The 17,417-nt window shown below is 71.8% G+C and carries 8 protein-coding genes; 3 read left to right on the top strand and 5 right to left on the bottom strand.

The window, feature by feature from the left end:
- Positions 1–36: 36 nt before the first annotated feature.
- From AB0A61_RS37230 to AB0A61_RS37240, 3 genes are all read right to left on the bottom strand, one after another.
- Positions 37–7,149 (bottom strand): Ig-like domain repeat protein, encoded by a 7,113-nt coding sequence (locus AB0A61_RS37230; RefSeq protein ID WP_361302837.1) that lies wholly within the window; start codon positions 7,147–7,149, stop codon positions 37–39.
- 383 nt (positions 7,150–7,532) lie between these two features.
- Complete coding sequence (locus AB0A61_RS37235) at positions 7,533–9,143, bottom strand: AMP-binding protein (RefSeq protein ID WP_361302840.1); 1,611 nt, start codon at positions 9,141–9,143, stop codon at positions 7,533–7,535.
- Complete coding sequence (locus tag AB0A61_RS37240) at positions 9,140–10,813, bottom strand: AMP-binding protein (protein ID WP_361302843.1); 1,674 nt, start codon at positions 10,811–10,813, stop codon at positions 9,140–9,142. Before AB0A61_RS37240 ends, AB0A61_RS37235 begins: the two co-directional genes overlap by 4 nt.
- A 123-nt stretch (positions 10,814–10,936) precedes the next feature.
- Between AB0A61_RS37240 and AB0A61_RS37245 the strand changes: the two genes are divergently transcribed.
- The 3 genes from AB0A61_RS37245 to AB0A61_RS37255 all read left to right on the top strand — a co-directional run bounded on the left by AB0A61_RS37245 (position 10,937) and on the right by AB0A61_RS37255 (position 16,029).
- Positions 10,937–11,773: a helix-turn-helix transcriptional regulator gene (locus AB0A61_RS37245; RefSeq protein ID WP_361302846.1), complete on the top strand. Its 837-nt coding sequence runs from the start codon at positions 10,937–10,939 to the stop codon at positions 11,771–11,773.
- Between the two features lie 413 nt (positions 11,774–12,186).
- Positions 12,187–14,988 carry an AAA family ATPase gene (locus AB0A61_RS37250; RefSeq protein WP_361302849.1) on the top strand — a complete coding sequence of 934 codons (2,802 nt, stop codon included), beginning with the start codon at positions 12,187–12,189 and terminating at the stop codon, positions 14,986–14,988.
- A gap of 252 nt (positions 14,989–15,240) precedes the next feature.
- Positions 15,241–16,029, top strand: a complete 789-nt coding sequence (locus AB0A61_RS37255) for a serine protease (protein WP_361302852.1) — start codon at positions 15,241–15,243, stop codon at positions 16,027–16,029.
- Positions 16,030–16,156: 127 nt separating this feature from the next.
- On the opposite strand, the gene dmpI is transcribed toward AB0A61_RS37255, so the two are convergent.
- On the bottom strand, positions 16,157–16,339 hold the full coding sequence (gene dmpI, locus AB0A61_RS37260) for a 4-oxalocrotonate tautomerase DmpI (protein ID WP_361302855.1): 183 nt from the start codon (positions 16,337–16,339) through the stop codon (positions 16,157–16,159).
- A gap of 107 nt (positions 16,340–16,446) precedes the next feature.
- Complete coding sequence (locus tag AB0A61_RS37265; RefSeq protein ID WP_361302858.1) at positions 16,447–17,313, bottom strand: LysR family transcriptional regulator; 867 nt, start codon at positions 17,311–17,313, stop codon at positions 16,447–16,449.
- Between the last annotated feature and the right edge of the window lie 104 nt (positions 17,314–17,417).

The raw sequence follows: 17,417 nt of genomic DNA on the forward strand, positions 1-17,417 counted from the left end.
CCGCCCAGGATCGGGGCGGCTGGGGTGGCTGGGCTGCTAGGCGCCGGTTACCACCACGTGCGAGTCCGTCGCGGTGGCCCCGACGAAGTCGGTGCTCCCGCCGTAGTTCGCGGTGATGGTGTACGGGCTCCCTGTCGCGTCCGTGTAGGTGTGGGTGGTCGTCACGGTTCCTCCGGCGAGGGTCTGGGTGTCGATCGGTGACCCGTCACCGAAGTCGAACGTGACCGTTCCGGTCGGCGTCCCCGAACCCGGGGCGTTCGCGGTCACCGTCGCGGTCACCGTCACCTGCTCGCCCTCGGCCGACGGATCCGGTACATCCGTCAGAGCCAAGGTCGTCGGCGCCGCGTTGACGGTGTGGCCGCCCGCACCCTCGGACGCGGTGTAGTTGCCGTCACCGCTGTACGTGACAGTGACGGTGAACGGAGACCCCGAGGTCGTCGCGTAGGCGTGCGTGGTGGTGGCGACGCCACCGGACAAGGCCACCGGAGCCGAGACGTTCCCGTCACCGAAGTCGAAGACCACCGACCCCGTAGGAGTCCCCGCACCCGGAGCCACCGGTGTGACGTGGGCGGTGAAGGTCACCGGCTGACCCACTACGGAGGGGTCGGGCAGGTCGTCGAAGAGGCTGGTGGTGGTCTCCGCCGGGTTGACGGTGTGGGTGCCCGTACCCACGGACGTGGTGAAGTCGCCGTCGCCACCGTAGGTAGCGGTGACGGTGAACGGAGACCCCGAGGTCGTCGCGTAGGCGTGCGTGGTGGTGGCGACACCACCGGACAAGGCCACCGGAGCCGAGACGTTCCCGTCACCGAAGTCGAACGTGACCGACCCCGACGGCGTCCCCGCCCCCGGAGCCACAGGGGCAACCGTCGCCGTGAACGTCACCGGCTGACCCACCACCGACGGATCCGGCACATCCGTCAGAGCCGTGGTCGTCGCCGCGGGACTGACGGTGTGCGTACCGCTGCCGGCCGAACCACTGAAGTTGCTGTCGCCACCGTAGGTGGCGGTGACGGTGTAGGGGCTGCCGGCGGTGCTGGTGTAGGTGTGGCTGACCGTCGCCGTACCACCCACCAGGGTGCCGCTCTGAGTCGGCGAGCCGTCACCGAAGTTGAAGGTGACCGACCCGGACGGGGACCCGGCCCCCGGAGCCACCGGGGCAACCGTCGCCGTGAACGTCACCGACTGACCCACCACCGACGGATCCGGCACATCCGTCAGAGCCGTGGTCGTCGATGCCTGGTTCACCGTCTGCGTGTCGGTGCCGGTCGAACCACTGAAGTTGCTGTCGCCACCGTAGGTGGCGGTGACGGTGTAGGGGCTGCCGGCGGTGCTGGTGTAGGTGTGGGTGACCGTCGCCGTGCCACCCACCAGAGTGCCGCTCTGAGTCGGCGAGCCGTCACCGAAGTTGAAGGTGACCGACCCCGAGGGCGTCCCCGCACCCGGAGCGACGGCAGCGACGGTGGCCGTGAAGGTCACCTGCTGCCCGACCACCGACGGATCCGGGGAGGACGTGACCGCCGTGCTGGTCGACGCCTGGTTCACCGTCTGCGTGTCGGAACCCGCCGAACCACTGAAGTTCCCGTCCCCACCATAGGTGGCGGTGACGGTGAAGGGGCTACCGGCCGTGGACGCGTAGGAGTGGGTGACCGTCGCCGTACCACCCACCAGAGTGCCGCTCTGGGCCGGTGATCCGTCACCGAAGTTGAAGGTGACCGTGCCCGTCGGCGTGCCCGCCCCCGGAGCCACAGGGGCAACCGTCGCCGTGAACGTCACCGGCTGCCCCACCACCGACGGATCCGGCGAGGACGACACCGACGTACTGGTCGACGCCAGAGTCACCGTCTGCGTGTCAGAGCCCGTCGAACCACCGAAGTTCCCATCCCCACCATAGGTGGCGGTGACGGTGAACGGGCTACCGGTTGTGGACGCGTACGAGTGGGTCGCCGTCGCCGTACCGCCGGCCAGGGTCACCGTCTGGACCGGGCTGCCGTCACCGAAGACGAACGTGACCGACCCCGACGGCGTACCCGCACCCGGAGCGACGGCAGCGACGGTGGCCGTGAACGTCACCGACTGACCCACCACCGACGGATCCGGCGAGGACGACACCGACGTACTGGTCGACGCCTGATTCACCGTCTGCGTGTCGGAGCCGGTCGAACCACTGAAGTTGCCGTCCCCACCGTAGGAGGCCGTCACCGTGAACGGGCTACCGGTCGTGGACGCGTACGAGTGGGTCGCCGTCGCCGTACCGCCGGCCACCGGGGCAGCCACCGACGGCGAACCGTCCCCGAAGTTGAAGGTGACCGTCCCGGACGGGGACCCGGCCCCAGGAGCCACCGGGGCAACCGTCGCCGTGAACGTCACCGGCTGTCCGACCACTGACGGGTCCGGGGAGGACGTGACCGTCGTACTGGTCGCCGCCTGGTTCACCGTCTGCGTGTCGGTGCCGGTCGAACCACTGAAGTTGCTGTCGCCACCGTAGGTGGCGGTGACGGTGTAGGGGCTGCCGGCGGTGCTGGTGTAGGTGTGGGTGACCGTCGCCGTGCCACCGACCAGAGTGCCGCTCTGAGTCGGCGAGCCGTCGCCGAAGTTGAAGGTGACCGACCCCGAGGGCGTCCCCGCACCCGGAGCGACGGCAGCGACGGTGTCCGTGAAGGTCACCTGCTGCCCGACCACCGACGGATCCGGGGAGGACGTGACCGCCGTGCTGGTCGACGCCTGGTTCACCGTCTGCGTGTCGGAACCCGTCGAACCACCGAAGTTCCCGTCCCCACCATAGGTGGCGGTGACGGTGAACGGGCTACCGGCCGTGGACGCGTAGGAGTGGGTGACCGTCGCCGTGCCACCCACCAGAGTGCCGCTCTGGGCCGGTGATCCGTCACCGAAGTTGAAGGTGACCGTGCCCGTCGGCGTGCCCGCCCCCGGAGCCACAGGGGCAACCGTCGCCGTGAACGTCACCGGCTGCCCCACCACCGACGGATCCGGCGAGGACGACACCGACGTACTGGTCGACGCCAGAGTCACCGTCTGCGTGTCAGAGCCCGTCGAACCACCGAAGTTCCCATCCCCACCATAGGAGGCAGTGACGGTGTAGGGGCTGCCGGCGGTGCTGGTGTAGGTGTGGTTGACCGTCGCCGTACCGCCGGCCAGGGTCACCGTCTGGACCGGGCTGCCGTCACCGAAGACGAACGTGACCGACCCCGACGGCGTACCCGCACCCGGAGCGACGGCAGCGACGGTGGCCGTGAACGTCACCGACTGACCCACCACCGACGGATCCGGCGAGGACGACACCGACGTACTGGTCGACGCCTGGTTCACCGTCTGCGTGTCGGAGCCGGTGGAGGCGGTGAAGCTGCTGTTCCCGCCGTAGGCGGCGGTCACGGTGTACGGGCTGCCCGCGGTGGAGGTGTAGGTGTGGTTGACCGTCGCCGTACCGCCCGCCAGGGTCACCCCGAGGAGCGGGCTGCCATCGCCGAAGTCGAACGTGACCGTCCCCGACGGCGTCCCCGCACCCGGAGCCACCGGCGCCACTGTCGCGGTGAACGTCACCGACTGACCCACCACCGACGGATCCGGCGAAGACGACACCGTCGTGGTCGTCGAGGCCTGATTCACCGTCTGCGTGTGCGTCCCTGACGACGGCGAGTAGTTGGCATCCCCGCCATAGACCGCGGTGATCGGGTGTGAGCCGACGCTCAGCGTGCTCGTGTTGACCGTCGCCGTTCCGCCCACCAGCGGAGCCGTCAGCGTCGGCCCCCCGACGATGGTGAAGGTGACCAGGCCCGTCGGCGTCCCCGCGCCCGGAGCCACCGGCGCAACCGTCGCCGTGATCGTCACCTGCTCGCCCGCCACCGAGGGATTCGGCGAGGACGTCACCGTCGTAGTGGTCGCCGCCTGAGTCACGGTTTGCGTGTCGGAGCCGGTGGAGACCTGGAAGTTGGCGTCGCCACTGTAGGTGGCCGTCACCGTGAAGGGGCTGCCGGCCGTGGAGGCGTAGGAGTGGGTGACCGTCGCCGTACCACCCACCAGAGTGCCGCTCTGGGCCGGTGATCCGTCACCGAAGTTGAAGGTGACCGTGCCCGTCGGCGTGCCCGCCCCCGGAGCCACCGGCGCCACCGTCGCCGTGAACGTCACCGACTGACCCACCACCGACGGATCCGGCGAAGACGACACCGTCGTGGTCGTAGCCGCCTGAGTCACCGTCTGCGTGTCGGAGCCCGTCGAACCACTGAAATTGCCGTCCCCGCCGTAGGTGGCCGTCACGGTGAACGGGCTGCCGGTTGTGGTGGTGTAGGTGTGGTTGACCGTCGCGGTACCGCCGGCCAGCGGTGCCGTCACCGACGGCGAACCGTCCCCGAAGTTGAACGTGACCGTCCCGGTCGGCGTGCCCGCACCCGGAGCCACCGGCGCCACCGTCGCCGTGAACGTCACCGACTGACCCACCACCGACGGATCCGGCGAGGACGACACCGTCGTAGTGGTCGACGCCTGGTTCACCGTCTGCGTGTCGGAGCCGGTGGAGGCGGTGAAGTTGCCGTCCCCGCCGTAGGCGGCGGTCACGGTGAACGGGCTGCCGGTCGTTGACGTGTAGGTGTGGGTGACTGTCGCCGTGCCGCCCGCCAGGGTTACCACCTGGGACGGACTGCCGTCACCGAAGCTGACGGTGACGTTCCCCGTGGGCGTGCCGGCACCCGGCGCCACCGGCGCCACCGTCGCCGTGAACGTCACCGACTGACCCACCACCGACGGATCCGGCGAAGAGGTCACCGTCGTGGTCGTGGCCGCCGGGTTGACGGTCTGGGTGTCCGTGCCCGAGGACCCGGCGAAGTTGGCGCTTCCGGTGTAGGTGGCGGTCACCGGGTACGGGCTTCCGGCCGTGGACGCATAGGCGTGCGTCACCGTAGCCGTGCCGCCCACCAGGGTTACCGTCTGGACCGGGCTGCCGTCACCGAAGTTGACGGTGACCGTCCCCGTCGGCGTCCCCGCACCCGGAGCCACCGGCGCCACCGTCGCCGTGAACGTCACCGACTGACCCACCACCGACGGATCCGGCGAGGACGACACCGTCGTGGTCGTCGAGGCCTGGTTCACCGTCTGGGTGTCCGTGCCCGAGGAGCCGGTGAAGTTGGCGTTCCCGTTGTAGGTGGCCGTCACCGTGAACGGGCTGCCGGTCGTGGAGGCATAGGCGTGGTTGGCCGTCGCGGTACCACCGGACAGCGGCACCGTCACCGACGGCGACCCGTCCCCGAAGTTGAAGGTGACCGTGCCCGTCGGAGATCCGGCCCCCGGAGCCACCGGGGCCACCGTCGCCGTGAACGTCACCGACTGACCCACCACCGACGGATCCGGCGAGGACGACACCGTCGTGCTGGTCGACGCCTGGTTCACCGTATGGATGTCGGTGCCGACGGAGGAGTTGAAGTTGCTGCTCCCGCCATAGGTGACGGTGACGGTGTAGGGGCTGCCGGTCGTGGAGGTGTAGGTGTGGTTGACCGTCGCCGTGCCGCCCACCAGGTTCACCACCTGGGACGGACTGCCGTCACCGAAGCTGACGGTGACCGTCCCCGTGGGCGTGCCCGCGCCGGGAGCCACCGGCGCCACCGTCGCGGTGATGGTCACCTGCTGGCCCACCACCGACGGGTTCGGCGAGGAGGTCACGGTCGTGGTCGTGGCCGCGCGGTTGACGGTCTGGGTGTCCGTGCCCGAGGACCCGGCGAAGTTGGCGCTTCCGGTGTAGGTGGCGGTCACCGGGTACGGGCTTCCGGCCGTGGACGCATAGGCGTGCGTCACCGTAGCCGTGCCGCCCACCAGGGTTACCGTCTGGACCGGGCTGCCGTCACCGAAGTTGACGGTGACCGTCCCCGTCGGCGTCCCCGCACCCGGAGCCACCGGCGCCACCGTCGCCGTGAACGTCACCGACTGACCCACCACCGACGGATCCGGCGAGGACGACACCGTCGTGGTCGTCGAGGCCTGGTTCACCGTCTGGGTGTCCGTGCCCGAGGAGCCGGTGAAGTTGGCGTTCCCGTTGTAGGTGGCCGTCACCGTGAACGGGCTGCCGGTCGTGGTGGCATAGGCGTGGGTGGCCGTCGCGGTACCACCGGACACCGGCACCGTCACCGACGGCGACCCGTCCCCGAAGTTGAAGGTGACCGTGCCCGCCGAAGTCCCGGCCCCCGGAGCCACCGGCGCCACCGTCGCCGTGAACGTCACCGACTGACCCACCACCGACGGATCCGGCGAGGACGACACCGACGTGGTCGTGGCCGCGCGGTTGACGGTCTGGGTGTCCGTGCCCGAGGAGCCGACGAAGTTGGTGTCCCCGCTGTAGGTCGCGGTGACCGTGAAGGGGCTGCCGGTTGTGGTGGTGTAGGTGTGGTTGGCCGTCGCGGTGCCGCCGGCCAGCGGGACCGTCACCGACGGCGAACCGTCCCCGAAGTTGAACGTGACCGTGCCCGTGGGCGTGCCGGTCGCCGGAGCCACCGGGGCCACCGTCGCGGTGAAGCTCACCGACTGACCCACCACCGACGGATCCGGCGAGGAGGTCACCGTCGTGGAGGTGGCGCCCTTGCCCTGTACCGTCTGGGTGTCGAGCCCCGTCGACGCCAGGAAGTTGGCATCTCCGCTGTAGACCGCGGTGATCGAGTGGGTGCCGACGCTCAACGTGTTGGTGGTGACCGTCGCCGTTCCCCCCACCAGCGGCGCCGTCAGCGTCGGCCCCCCGGAGATGGTGAAGGTGACCGTACCCGTCGGCGTCCCCGCACCCGGAGCCACCGGCGCCACCGTCGCCGTGATCGTCACCGTCTGACCGAAGGCCGACGGATCCGGCGAGGAGGTCACGGTCGTCGTGGTGGACGCCTTGACGACCGCCTGGACCGTGGAACCCGTCGACGAGGTGAAGTTGGTGTCACCGCTGTAGGTGGCGGTGACCGTGTGGTTCCCGACGGACAGGTTGTTGACCGTCGCTGTGGCGGTGCCGCCCACGAGGGGCACCGTCACGGTCGGCCCGCCGCTTACGGTGAAGGTGACCGTACCCGTCGGGGTTCCCGGCCCGAGCGGGACGACGGTCGCGGTCAGCGTCACCGGCTGACCGAAGGCCGATGCATTCGGCGAGGTGGAGACTAAGGTTACGGTGGCAGCCATGAATCTGCCCTCCCAGGGGTGTACGGGTGGTGGAAGCCGCCTCGCGCGCCCCTGTGACGGGGGCCGCGACCGGCGATGACGCGTGCTGAGCAGCACGAATCGCCGTTCCCCGACTGGGAGATGGGCGGCCCCGGTCGGTATCATCAGTACGCGCCCGACCGGTTCCGCCACGCCAGGGCCACGACGCCCGAATCCCCCGAACAGCGGAGCGCACAAGCCGCGCACGCGGCGCGAAGACCGCCTGCGTCACCGGCGCGCAACGACCGCTGTGCGCTGCGCAGTCGCACGGAGGAGAGGAACGCGCCGGTCGAGGAGTCGCCTCGGCCGGCTCATGAATCGCACCTTCCACAGACCCCGCACCGGCGCATCGGCGCCGCCGATGCTCAGTCCGCCGCGTACTTCTCCCGCAGCTCCACCTTCCGCACCTTCCCGGACACGGTCATCGGGAAGGAGTCCAGGATCTGCAGCCGGGTCGGGATCTTGTAGTGCGCCAACTGGCCCTCGCAGAAGGCCCGCAGCTCCTGAAGGGTCAGCGGGTCGTCCGCGTCCCGTGGGATGACGCAGGCGACGACCTCCTCGCCGTACTTCTGGTGCGGCACGCCGACGACCTGGACGTCCCGGATCTTCGGGTGGGCGTAGAGGAACTCCTCGACCTCGCGCGGATAGATGTTCTCGCCACCCCGGATGATCATGTCCTTGATGCGGCCGACGATCTCGACGTACCCGTCCTCGCGCATCACCGCGAGGTCCCCGGTGTGCATCCAGCGCCCCGCGTCGACGGCCTCGGCGGTCTTCTCGGGCTCGTTCCAGTAGCCGAGCATCACGCTGTAGCCGCGGGTGCACAGCTCGCCCGCCGCGCCACGCGGCTGTGTCACACCGGTCGCCGGGTCGACGACCTTGACCTCGATGTGCGGCAGGGCGCGGCCGACCGTGCCGGTGCGGTGTTCGAGGTCGTCGTCCCGCCGCGTCTGCAGGGAGACCGGCGACGTCTCGGTCATGCCGTAGCAGATGGAGACCTCCTCCATGTGCATCTCGGCGACCACCCGCTTCATCACCTCCACCGGACAGGGCGAGCCCGCCATGATGCCGGTACGGAGGGTGGACAGGTCGTAGGCCCCGAAGTCGGGCAGGTTCAGCTCCGCGATGAACATCGTCGGCACGCCGTACAGCGACGTGCAGCGCTCCTGCTGCACGGCCTCCAGTGTGGCCCTCGGCTCGAAGGAGGGCGCCGGGATCACCATGCAGGCGCCGTGCGAGGTCGCGGCGAGGTTGCCCATGACCATGCCGAAGCAGTGGTAGTACGGGACGGGGATGCAGATGCGGTCCTGCTCGGTGTAGCCGACCGTACGGCCCACCCAGTAGCCGTTGTTGAGGATGTTGTGGTGGGAGAGCGTGGCGCCCTTCGGGAAGCCCGTCGTCCCCGAGGTGTACTGGATGTTGACCGCGTCGTCGCAACTCAGCTCCGCCTGCGCGGCCCGCAGCCGCTCGGCCGGCACCTCGGCCGCGCCCGCCGTCAGCTCGTCCCAGGACGGGTCCCCGATGTAGACGGTGGCCCGCAACTCGGGGCACCTGCCGCGGACCTGGTCGACCAGGGCCCGGTAGTCGCTGCTCTTGTGCGTGAGGGAGGCGACGAGGAGGCAGACGCCGGACTGCTTGAGAACGTACTCCAACTCGTGGGCGCGGTAGGCCGGGTTGATGTTCACCATGACGGCACCGACGCGGGCGGTGGCGTACTGCACGAGGACCCACTCGGGGCAGTTGACCGCCCAGATCCCCACCCGGTCGCCCTTGGCCACGCCCCGGGCGAGCAGCCCGCGCGCCACCTCGTCGACCGCGGACCCCAGTTGGGCGTACGTCCAGCGGCGTCCGGAGGGCACGTCGACCAGCGCCTCACGGTCCGGGAAGGCGGCGATCGCGCGGTCGAGGTTGGCCCCGATGGTGTCGCCCAGCAGAGGGGTCGCGCTGGTTCCGTGACTGTAGGACGGTTCGCTCACCGGAAGTCCTCCTCGCGGTACTCGTCGCCGGAGCCCGCGGCCGTGGCCTCGCGCAGCTCGATCCGGCGGATCTTGCCGGAGACGGTCTTCGGCAGCTCGCCGAACTCCAGACGGCGGATGCGCTTGTAGGGGGCGAGGACCTCACGGGAGTGCTCGAAGAGCACCTTCGCGGTGTCGGGGCCGGGCTGCCAGCCCTCCGCCAGCACGACGTACGCCTTGGGCACGGCCAGGCGCAGCTCGTCCGGCGCGGGCACCACGGCCGCCTCGGCCACCGCCTCGTGCTCCAGCAGGGCGCTCTCCAGCTCGAAGGGGCTGATCTTGTAGTCGGAGGCCTTGAAGACGTCGTCACTTCGCCCGATGTAGGTCAGATATCCCTCTTCGTCCCTCGAGGCGACGTCTCCCGTCCGGTAGTAGCCGCCCGCCATCGCCTCCGCGGTGCGGTCCGCGTCGCCGTGGTAGCCGGTCATCAGACCGACCGGCCGGACCGACAGGTCGAGCGCGATCTCGCCCTCGGCGGCGCCGGGGGCTCCCGTCACCGGGTCGAGCAGCTCGACCCGGTAGCCGGGACTCGGCCGCCCCATCGAGCCGGTCTTCAGCCGCTGGCCGGGGCTGTTGGAGACCTGGACGGCGGTCTCGGTCTGCCCGAAACCGTCGCGGATGGTCACCCCCCAGGCCCTGCGCACCTGTTCGATGACCTCCGGGTTCAGCGGCTCACCGGCGGCGACGACCTCCCGGGGCGGGGTGCGCAGCTGGGTCAGGTCGGCCTGGATGAGCATGCGCCACACGGTCGGCGGGGCACAGAAGGTGGTGACGCCCGCGCGGTCCATCTCGGCCATCAGCCGGGCCGGGTCGAATCGCGTGTAGTTGTGGATGAAGACGGTCGCCTCCGCGTTCCACGGGGCGAACAGGTTCGACCAGGCGTGCTTGGCCCAGCCGGGCGAGGAGATGTTCAGGTGCACGTCCCCGGGTTCGAGTCCGATCCAGTACATGGTGGCCAGGTGCCCGATGGGATAGGAGGTGTGGGTGTGCTCCACCAGCTTGGGGCGGGCGGTGGTACCGGAGGTGAAGTACAGCATCAGCGGGTCGTCGGCAAGGGTGGGGCCGTCCGGGACGAAATCGGCCGGGGCGGCGTACGCGTCCTCGTACGGCTCCCAGCCCGGCACCGGCAGGGCACCGACGGAGATACGGCTGTAGGTGCCGGGCACATCCTCGAACTTGGCGGTGTCCTCGGCCCGCACGATGACATGCCTGACCCGGCCGCGCTCGACCCGGTCGCGCAGGTCGGCGGGGCCGAGCAGCGGTGTGGCGGGGATGACGACGGCGCGCAGCTTCATCGCCGCCAGGGCCGTCTCCCACAGCTCCGCCTGGTTGCCGAGCATGACGAGGATGCGGTCCTCGGCGCCCACACCGCGGTCGCGCAGCCAGTTCGCGACACGGTTGGAGCGGTCGGCCGTCTCGGCGAAGGACAGCCGGGTCTCGGTGCCGTCCTCGTCGACGATGTGCAGGGCGGTGCGGTCGTTCCCGTCCGCGACGACGTCGAACCAGTCCAGCGCCCAGTTGAAGTGCTCGGGGCGCGGCCAGTCGAAGCCCGCGTAGGCCGTGGCGTAGTCCTCGCGGTGCGCCAGCAGGAAGTCCCGCGCCCTGCGGAAGAGCTCCGTCGCGGTCGTCATCTGTCCTCCTCGGTTCCGGACCATTGCCGGGCGGCTCACTGACATCGTGTAATCCGTGATGCGGGTCTCACTACCCCCGAACGGGGGTGTCGCCCGCAGGTGACCGCGACGAAGGGCGATCAGGTGGCAGCAGACGCTTCCGGGGCGGTGGAGATCAGGGGTGCGCTGGTACGGCTGCGGCGCACGACGGGGCTCCCGGTCGCCTTCGGCGGCCTGGTCGAGGACGGCCGGCCGCAGGTACGCATCAGCGAACTGACCGGCACCACCACGCTCGCGCTCAGCGCGCTCGCGGTGACCTCCGGCAACGGTCTGGGCGGCAAGGCGGTGGCCCTGGCCCGCCCGTGCGCGGTGACGGACTACTCCCTGTCCCGGCGGATCAGCCACGAGTACGACGCGGCGGTCGCCGCAGAGGGGTTGCGCTCGGTGCTGGCGGTGCCGGTCGTGGTGCGCCGCCGGGTGCGCGGAGTGCTGTACGGGGCGTTGCGCACCGCCCAGCCGCTGGGCGACCGCACGCTGAGCGAGGCGGTGGCGGCGGCCCGGGACGTGGAGCAGGCGCTGGTGGTGCGCGAGGAGGCGCGGGGTCTGCTGGCGGCCTCCCGCCCGGACCCCGCCGCGCGGGAGGCGCAGGCCGGTGCCGCGTGGGAACAGGTCCGCGAGGCGCATGCGGCACTGCGTGCCCTGGCCCCCCGCATCCCGGACCCCGGGCTGCGGGCGGAGCTGCTGGCCGCCTGCGGCCTGCTGACCGCGGCCGCGCCGGTGGAGGCGGTCGGCCTGGCTCCCCGGGAGGTGGATGTGCTGGCGTGCGTGGCGGCGGGCGCGACCAACGCGGCGACGGCCGTGCGGCTGGGTCTGAGCCCGGAGACCGTCAAGGGCTACCTGCGCTCGGCCATGCGCAAACTGGGAGCCCACACCCGGGGAGAGGCGGTGGCCTCGGCACGCCGGGCAGGAGTACTGCCGTAGGCGGACGGCCTGCTGCCGCGGGCGGCGTGGCCGAGGATGCACGGGGCCCGGCCTGCGGGCACGGGCGGCGTGGCCGAGGATGCACGAGGCCCGGCCTGCGGGCACGGGCGGCGCGGCCGAGGATGCACGAGGCCCGGCCTGCGGGCACGGGCGGCGCGGTCCGGGGCGGCCCGGGCGGGGCGGGCGGGTAGTACCGTCGTGGGGGCGGGTTCGGCGCGCGTCGCCCGCCGGCACGGTCGGTGAACGTCGAGGAGGGCCGGGGAGTGTGCCTCACGTGAGCGTTCTATTCAATCGGCGGCGCATTGAATTCACCGATGCCGCTCCTGCTGTTATTTGCCTCACCGTCCCGGCAGTCCGAAATTCAAGGACACGTTGCCTAGAATTTGGTCCGGACACGACATGGGAGGGGAGCGGTGACCGTGCGACGGGACTTCCAGGGCCCTGCGAGCTGCCGCTCCGAACTGGTCATCGGGCGGGAGGAACCGTCCGCGGCGGCGCGTGAGCAGCTCACCCGGGGCGGCAGTGTGCTGCTGCACGGCCCCGCCGGAATAGGAAAGTCGACCGTGCTGCGGGCATTGGCCGCGGAATACGGCCCCGCGGCCCGCACCGTGTTGCGCTGCTCCGCCACGGAGTCCGAATCGCACCTGCCCTTCCTGGCCCTCGCCGACCTGCTCGGCCTGGTCCTGGAGGAGGTGTCCGGCAAGCTGCCCGGCGCCCAGCGCACCGCGCTGGAATCGGCCATCACCGGCCGGGGCGAGTCCACTCTCCAGCGGGACGGCCTCGCTCTGCGCCTGGCCGTGCTGTCCGCGCTGCGCGCACTCGCCGCCGAAGGACCGGTCCTGATCGTCGCCGACGACCTGCAGTGGCTGGACCCGGCCAGCGCGGAGCTGCTCGGCTTCGCCGCCCGCCGCCTGGGCGACACTCCGGTGCGGTTCCTGTGCGCCGTGCGCACCGAGACCCAGGAGGAGTACGACCGCACGCTGCGTGCCTGCCCGCCCGACACCGTCGCCGTCCGCCTCGGCCCGCTCTCCCGCACCCAGGTGTCCGCCCTGCTCGACCACCGCGGCTACCCAGGCCTGTCCCGCTCCACGATCCGCGACATCCACCGCACCAGCGGCGGCAACCCCCTGTTCGCCCTCGAGTTGGGCCGGGCCCTGGCCGAGAGCCCGACCCCGCCACGGCCGGGCGAGCCGCTGCCGGTGCCGACCTCGCTGCGCGCCCTGGTGCTGAGCCGGCTGGAGATGCTCCCGGTCGAGGCCCGCCGCACCCTGCTCGTGGCCAGCGCCGGCGCCCGCCCCACTCCGGCGCTGCTGCACGCGGCCGGCCGGGAGAACGCCGAGGCCGAGTGCGCCCGGGCCGCCGAACTGGGGCTGCTGGCGACGGAGCCGGAGGGGCCGGCGGTACGGTTCGCGCACCCGCTGATCTCGGCCGCCCTGTACGCGTCGGCGCCCGCCCAGGAGCGCCGCGCCGCCCACGCCGCGCTGTCCACCGCCGCCTCCGATCCGATCGAGCGGGCCCGGCACCTGGCCCTGGCCACCACCGGCACCGACCCGGAGGTGGCCGCCCGGCTCGCCGGGGCCGCCGCGCTGGCCCGGGACCGCGGGGCCCCGTCGGTGGCCGCGTCGCTCGGGCTGCTCGCGGCCCGGCACACCCCGGCCGGCAGCGAACCGGGACCGGACGGACGGCGGTTGCAGGCCGCGGAGGACGCCATCACCGCCGGCGAGGTGGACCTGGCCCGGGACATCGCCCGCGAGGTGCTGACCCGGGCGAGCGTGCCGGCCGAACGGGTGCGGGCCTGGATGGTGGTGATCGAGGCGGCCGGGCAGGCCCTGGGGGATGTCGACGCCGTCTTCCCGCAGGCGCTGGCGGACGCGGGCGACGACCCGCGGCTGCTCGCCCTGGTCCACTACCAGCTGGCCTGGCGCGGGCTGGTCGTCGCGGGCGACTTCGCCGAGGCCCGGCAGGAGGCCGCCCATGCGGCGGAGCTGGCCGCGCGCGGCCGCGACCGGCGCACCGAGCTGATGGCGCTCGCCTTCCAGGCCTCGACCGAGACCCTGATGGGGCACCCCGACGCCCCCGCCACCATCAAGCGTGCGCTGAAGGAGCCTCAGGACCCGTATGTGGCGTGCCACCACAATGGCGTCGGCTCGGCCCGCTACCGCTGGCTGCTGATGAGCGACCAGCTCACCGAGGCGCAGGCCACCATCACCGCGCTGCTGCGCGAGGTGCGGCGGCGCGGCATGGTCGAGAGCGAAGTGCACTTCCTGCGCTTCCTGGCCGAGACCGAGCTGCGCTCCGGGCACTGCGGCCGGGCGCTCGACCTGGCCCGCGAGAGTCTGCGCCTGGCCCGGGACACCGGCATCGGCGAGGGCGCCTCCGCCATGCTCACCTCCCTCGCCGAAGCCTCGGGCGGGGACACCGAGCGGGCGCTGGCGCTGGCCCGCGAGGCGGTGGGACACGCCGAGGAGGACGGCGACCAGATGTACCTGTCCCGGGCCCTGGCCGCCCTGGGGTACGCCCAGTTGGTGGCCGGGGACGCCCAGGCCGCGGTCGGGGCGCTGCGCCGGGTGCGGGAGCTGGAGCTGGCGCTCGGCATCACCGACCCGGCCCGGGGTCGCTGGGCGGGTGATCTCGCGGAGGCCCTGGTGCAGATCGGGGAGCCCACCGAGGCTCAGGGCGTCATCGACGTGGCGCGCGAGCACGCGCTGCGGCTGGGCCGCGAGAGCGTGCTGGCCGTGCTGGACCGGTCCGAGGCGCTCGTGCGGGCGGCCCGCGGCGACCAGGAGGCCGCCGTCGCCCAGCTGACGTCCGTCCAGGACCGGTTGGCCAAGCTGGGACACGGCCTCGAGGAGGCGCGCGCCGCCTTCGCGCTGACCCGGCTGCGCACCGGACGGCCGGGACCGACGTCGTACGACGAGGCCACACGCCTGTTCCGGCGCTGCCGCGCACTGCCGTGGCTGCGCCGGGTGGACGCGGCCGCCGTCGCCCGTCCGGCCGAGCCGGAGGTGCTGCCGGCGGCACTGGACGGACTCGCCGCGATGGAACGTCAGGTCGCCGCGCTCGTGATGGAGGGCGCGACCAACCGGGAGATCGCCGCGCGGCTGTTCATCAGCGTCAAGACGGTGGAGGCGACCCTGACCCGGGTCTACCGCAAACTGGGGATCCGTTCGCGGGTGGACATCGTCCGATTGGCGGCAGGCCGACGCGCGAAGTGAGGGCGGCGCGGGTTAACTGCCTGCGTGGGTTCCGTGCGGGACGCCGTCACGGACACGGTGCACCGAGGGACGACCGAGGGTTTTCCCTGCCCAACTCCCTTAGGGGGTTCCCTCATTGGTGCAGGGTGTGCCGGGTCCTAGCGTAAGGGGCGTGCCGCTCGCTCGGGCACACGGGGGTCTGCAGGAAGGACCAGGACTCCCGCGCACCACCCACCCGCGCGATCCCCCACCGGCAACCCCTTGAGGAGACTCATGTTCGGGCTCACCCGCGCAAGACGGACCGCCGCCGCGGTCGCGGTCGGCGCCGCCGCTGCGACCGCGCTGCTCACCGCTCCCGCCGCGGTCGCCGCCCCCCAGCCGATCGTGGGCGGCACGACGACCACGACGTCCGCGTACCCGTTCGTCATGCAGATCACGGACGCGTCCGGCAACCAGTTCTGCGGCGGCACCCTGGTGGCCGCCAAGAAGGTGGTCACCGCCGCGCACTGCATGGTCGGCGAGTCCACCGGCAGCGTACGCGTGGTGGGCGGGCGTACCTACCTGAACGGCACCAACGGCACCGTCAGCAAGGTCAGCAAGATCTGGATCAACCCGGACTACACGGACGCCACCAGCGGTGACGACGTGGCCGTGCTCACCCTGTCGACGTCGATGCCGTACACCACGGCGAAGTACGTCTCCTCCTCCGACACAGGCGTGTACGCGGCCGGCACCACGGCCCGCATCCTCGGCTGGGGCACCACCTCCGAGAGCGGCAGTTCCTCCAACCAGCTGCGGACCGCGACCGTGCCGATCGTGTCCGACTCCAGCTGCAAGAGCTCCTACGGCTCCGACTTCGTCGCGAGCGACATGGTTTGCGCCGGATACTCCTCCGGCGGCGTAGACACCTGCCAGGGCGACAGCGGCGGTCCCCTGATCATCGGGGGCGTCCTGGCAGGGATCACTTCCTGGGGCAACGGCTGTGCGCAGGCGGGTTACCCGGGTGTCTACACCCGGCTGACCACCTTCTCCAGCCTGGTGACCGCGCAGGTCACCTCCTGACCCGGGGAAGGACTGCCTGAGCCACCACTCAGGCGCGTACCAGGGGGCGTTGCGAGCCACCACGAGCAGCCCGCAACGCCCCCTTTCCATGCGGTGCCCACCCCCGTCGGGCGCCGTCCGCTCCCGGCTACCTGTCGGCGGTGAGCCTGCCGGCCGCGCCCCAGCTGTCGGCCGGGACCTCGTGGATCCACACCTGCACGGTCTCGGCGGGGACGTGGTACGCGTCGACGAAGGCATCGGTGATGCGCTTGACGAGGTCGCGCTTGAGCTCGGTGTCGCGCGGGCCCTGCTGGACGGTGACGATCGGCATGACGGAACTCCCTTGAGTCGGGCGGTGTTTGCCGCCGCTGCTGTGATGCGGGTCCAGTCCATCGCCTGCGCGGCCGGCGACCAAGAGGCAGCCCGCGACCGCAGCGATCAGCTTTCCTGATCGCCGCAGGCCAGCAGCAGGGTGTCCAGGTGCGGGGGTGGAGTCGTGGCGTGCACGGCGAGCCCGGTCGGCAGGGCCAGGCCGGGCGCGCGGAACGGCACGAAGGCCACCCGGGGGCTGTGCAGCACGCGTGCGTGTGCGGCGTACACCACGGTCCACAGCGGGCGCGTTCCGATGGTGGCGAGCGTGTCCTGCAGCGAGCCGCTCACCGGTCCCGGCGGCGGCTCGAAGCCGGCCCGGTGGCAGGCGCCGACGACCAGGTCGACGAGGGCGGGGTTGTTCCGGCGCTGGGTGAGGGTCAGAGGGAGCCCGGCCAGCTCGGCGAGGTCGATCTCCGGCCGCGCGGCGAGCGGGTGACCGGCCGGGAGCGCGGCGACCAGCGGATCGGACCACAGGGGCAGCACCCGTACGCCGGGCGGGGGCTCGGCGCCCCGGACGAAGGCGGCGTTCAGCTGCCCGGCCGCGACCCGGTCCAGACGTTCGGCGACCGGCAGCGAGAACAGCTCGACGGGGACGTCCGGGGCACGCTCGGCGAACGCCGCGAGCACCCGGTCCAGGTGCGCACCGAGCCCGGTGCTCGTGCCGATCCGCAGGCCGGGCGGCGGGGCGACGGCCGCGCGCGCCCGGTCGGCGGCCGCGAGCACCGCACGCGCCTCGGGCAGCAGCCGCTCCCCCGCCCCCGTCAGCCGCACGCGGCGCGGCGAGCGGTCGAACAGCTCGGCGCCCAACTCCCGCTCCAGCCGCTGTATCTGCTGACTCACCGCCGACTGCACGATGTGCAGCCGCTCGGCGGCCCGCCCGAAGTGCAGCTCCTCGGCGACGGTGACGAAGTAGGTGAGCTGCCGCAGTTCCATGCGCCCGACTCTAGTGCCCCGGCAGGCAACGTTCGCCCGTCAAGGAGTGACGTCCGGTGCGTGCTCTCGGCGTGCCGGCCGGAAGTCCTCGTACTGGACGTACT

The organism is Streptomyces sp. NPDC046197 (assembly GCF_040646295.1).
Lineage (GTDB): Bacteria > Actinomycetota > Actinomycetes > Streptomycetales > Streptomycetaceae > Streptomyces.

Coding starts and splice junctions, on each gene's coding strand:
- AB0A61_RS37230 (WP_361302837.1), bottom strand. CDS start 7,149: ATGGCTGCCACCGTAACCTTAGTCTCCACCTCGCCGAATGCATCGGCC.
- AB0A61_RS37240 (WP_361302843.1), bottom strand. CDS start 10,813: ATGACGACCGCGACGGAGCTCTTCCGCAGGGCGCGGGACTTCCTGCTG.
- AB0A61_RS37255 (WP_361302852.1), top strand. CDS start 15,241: ATGTTCGGGCTCACCCGCGCAAGACGGACCGCCGCCGCGGTCGCGGTC.
- dmpI (WP_361302855.1), bottom strand. CDS start 16,339: ATGCCGATCGTCACCGTCCAGCAGGGCCCGCGCGACACCGAGCTCAAG.
- AB0A61_RS37265 (WP_361302858.1), bottom strand. CDS start 17,313: ATGGAACTGCGGCAGCTCACCTACTTCGTCACCGTCGCCGAGGAGCTG.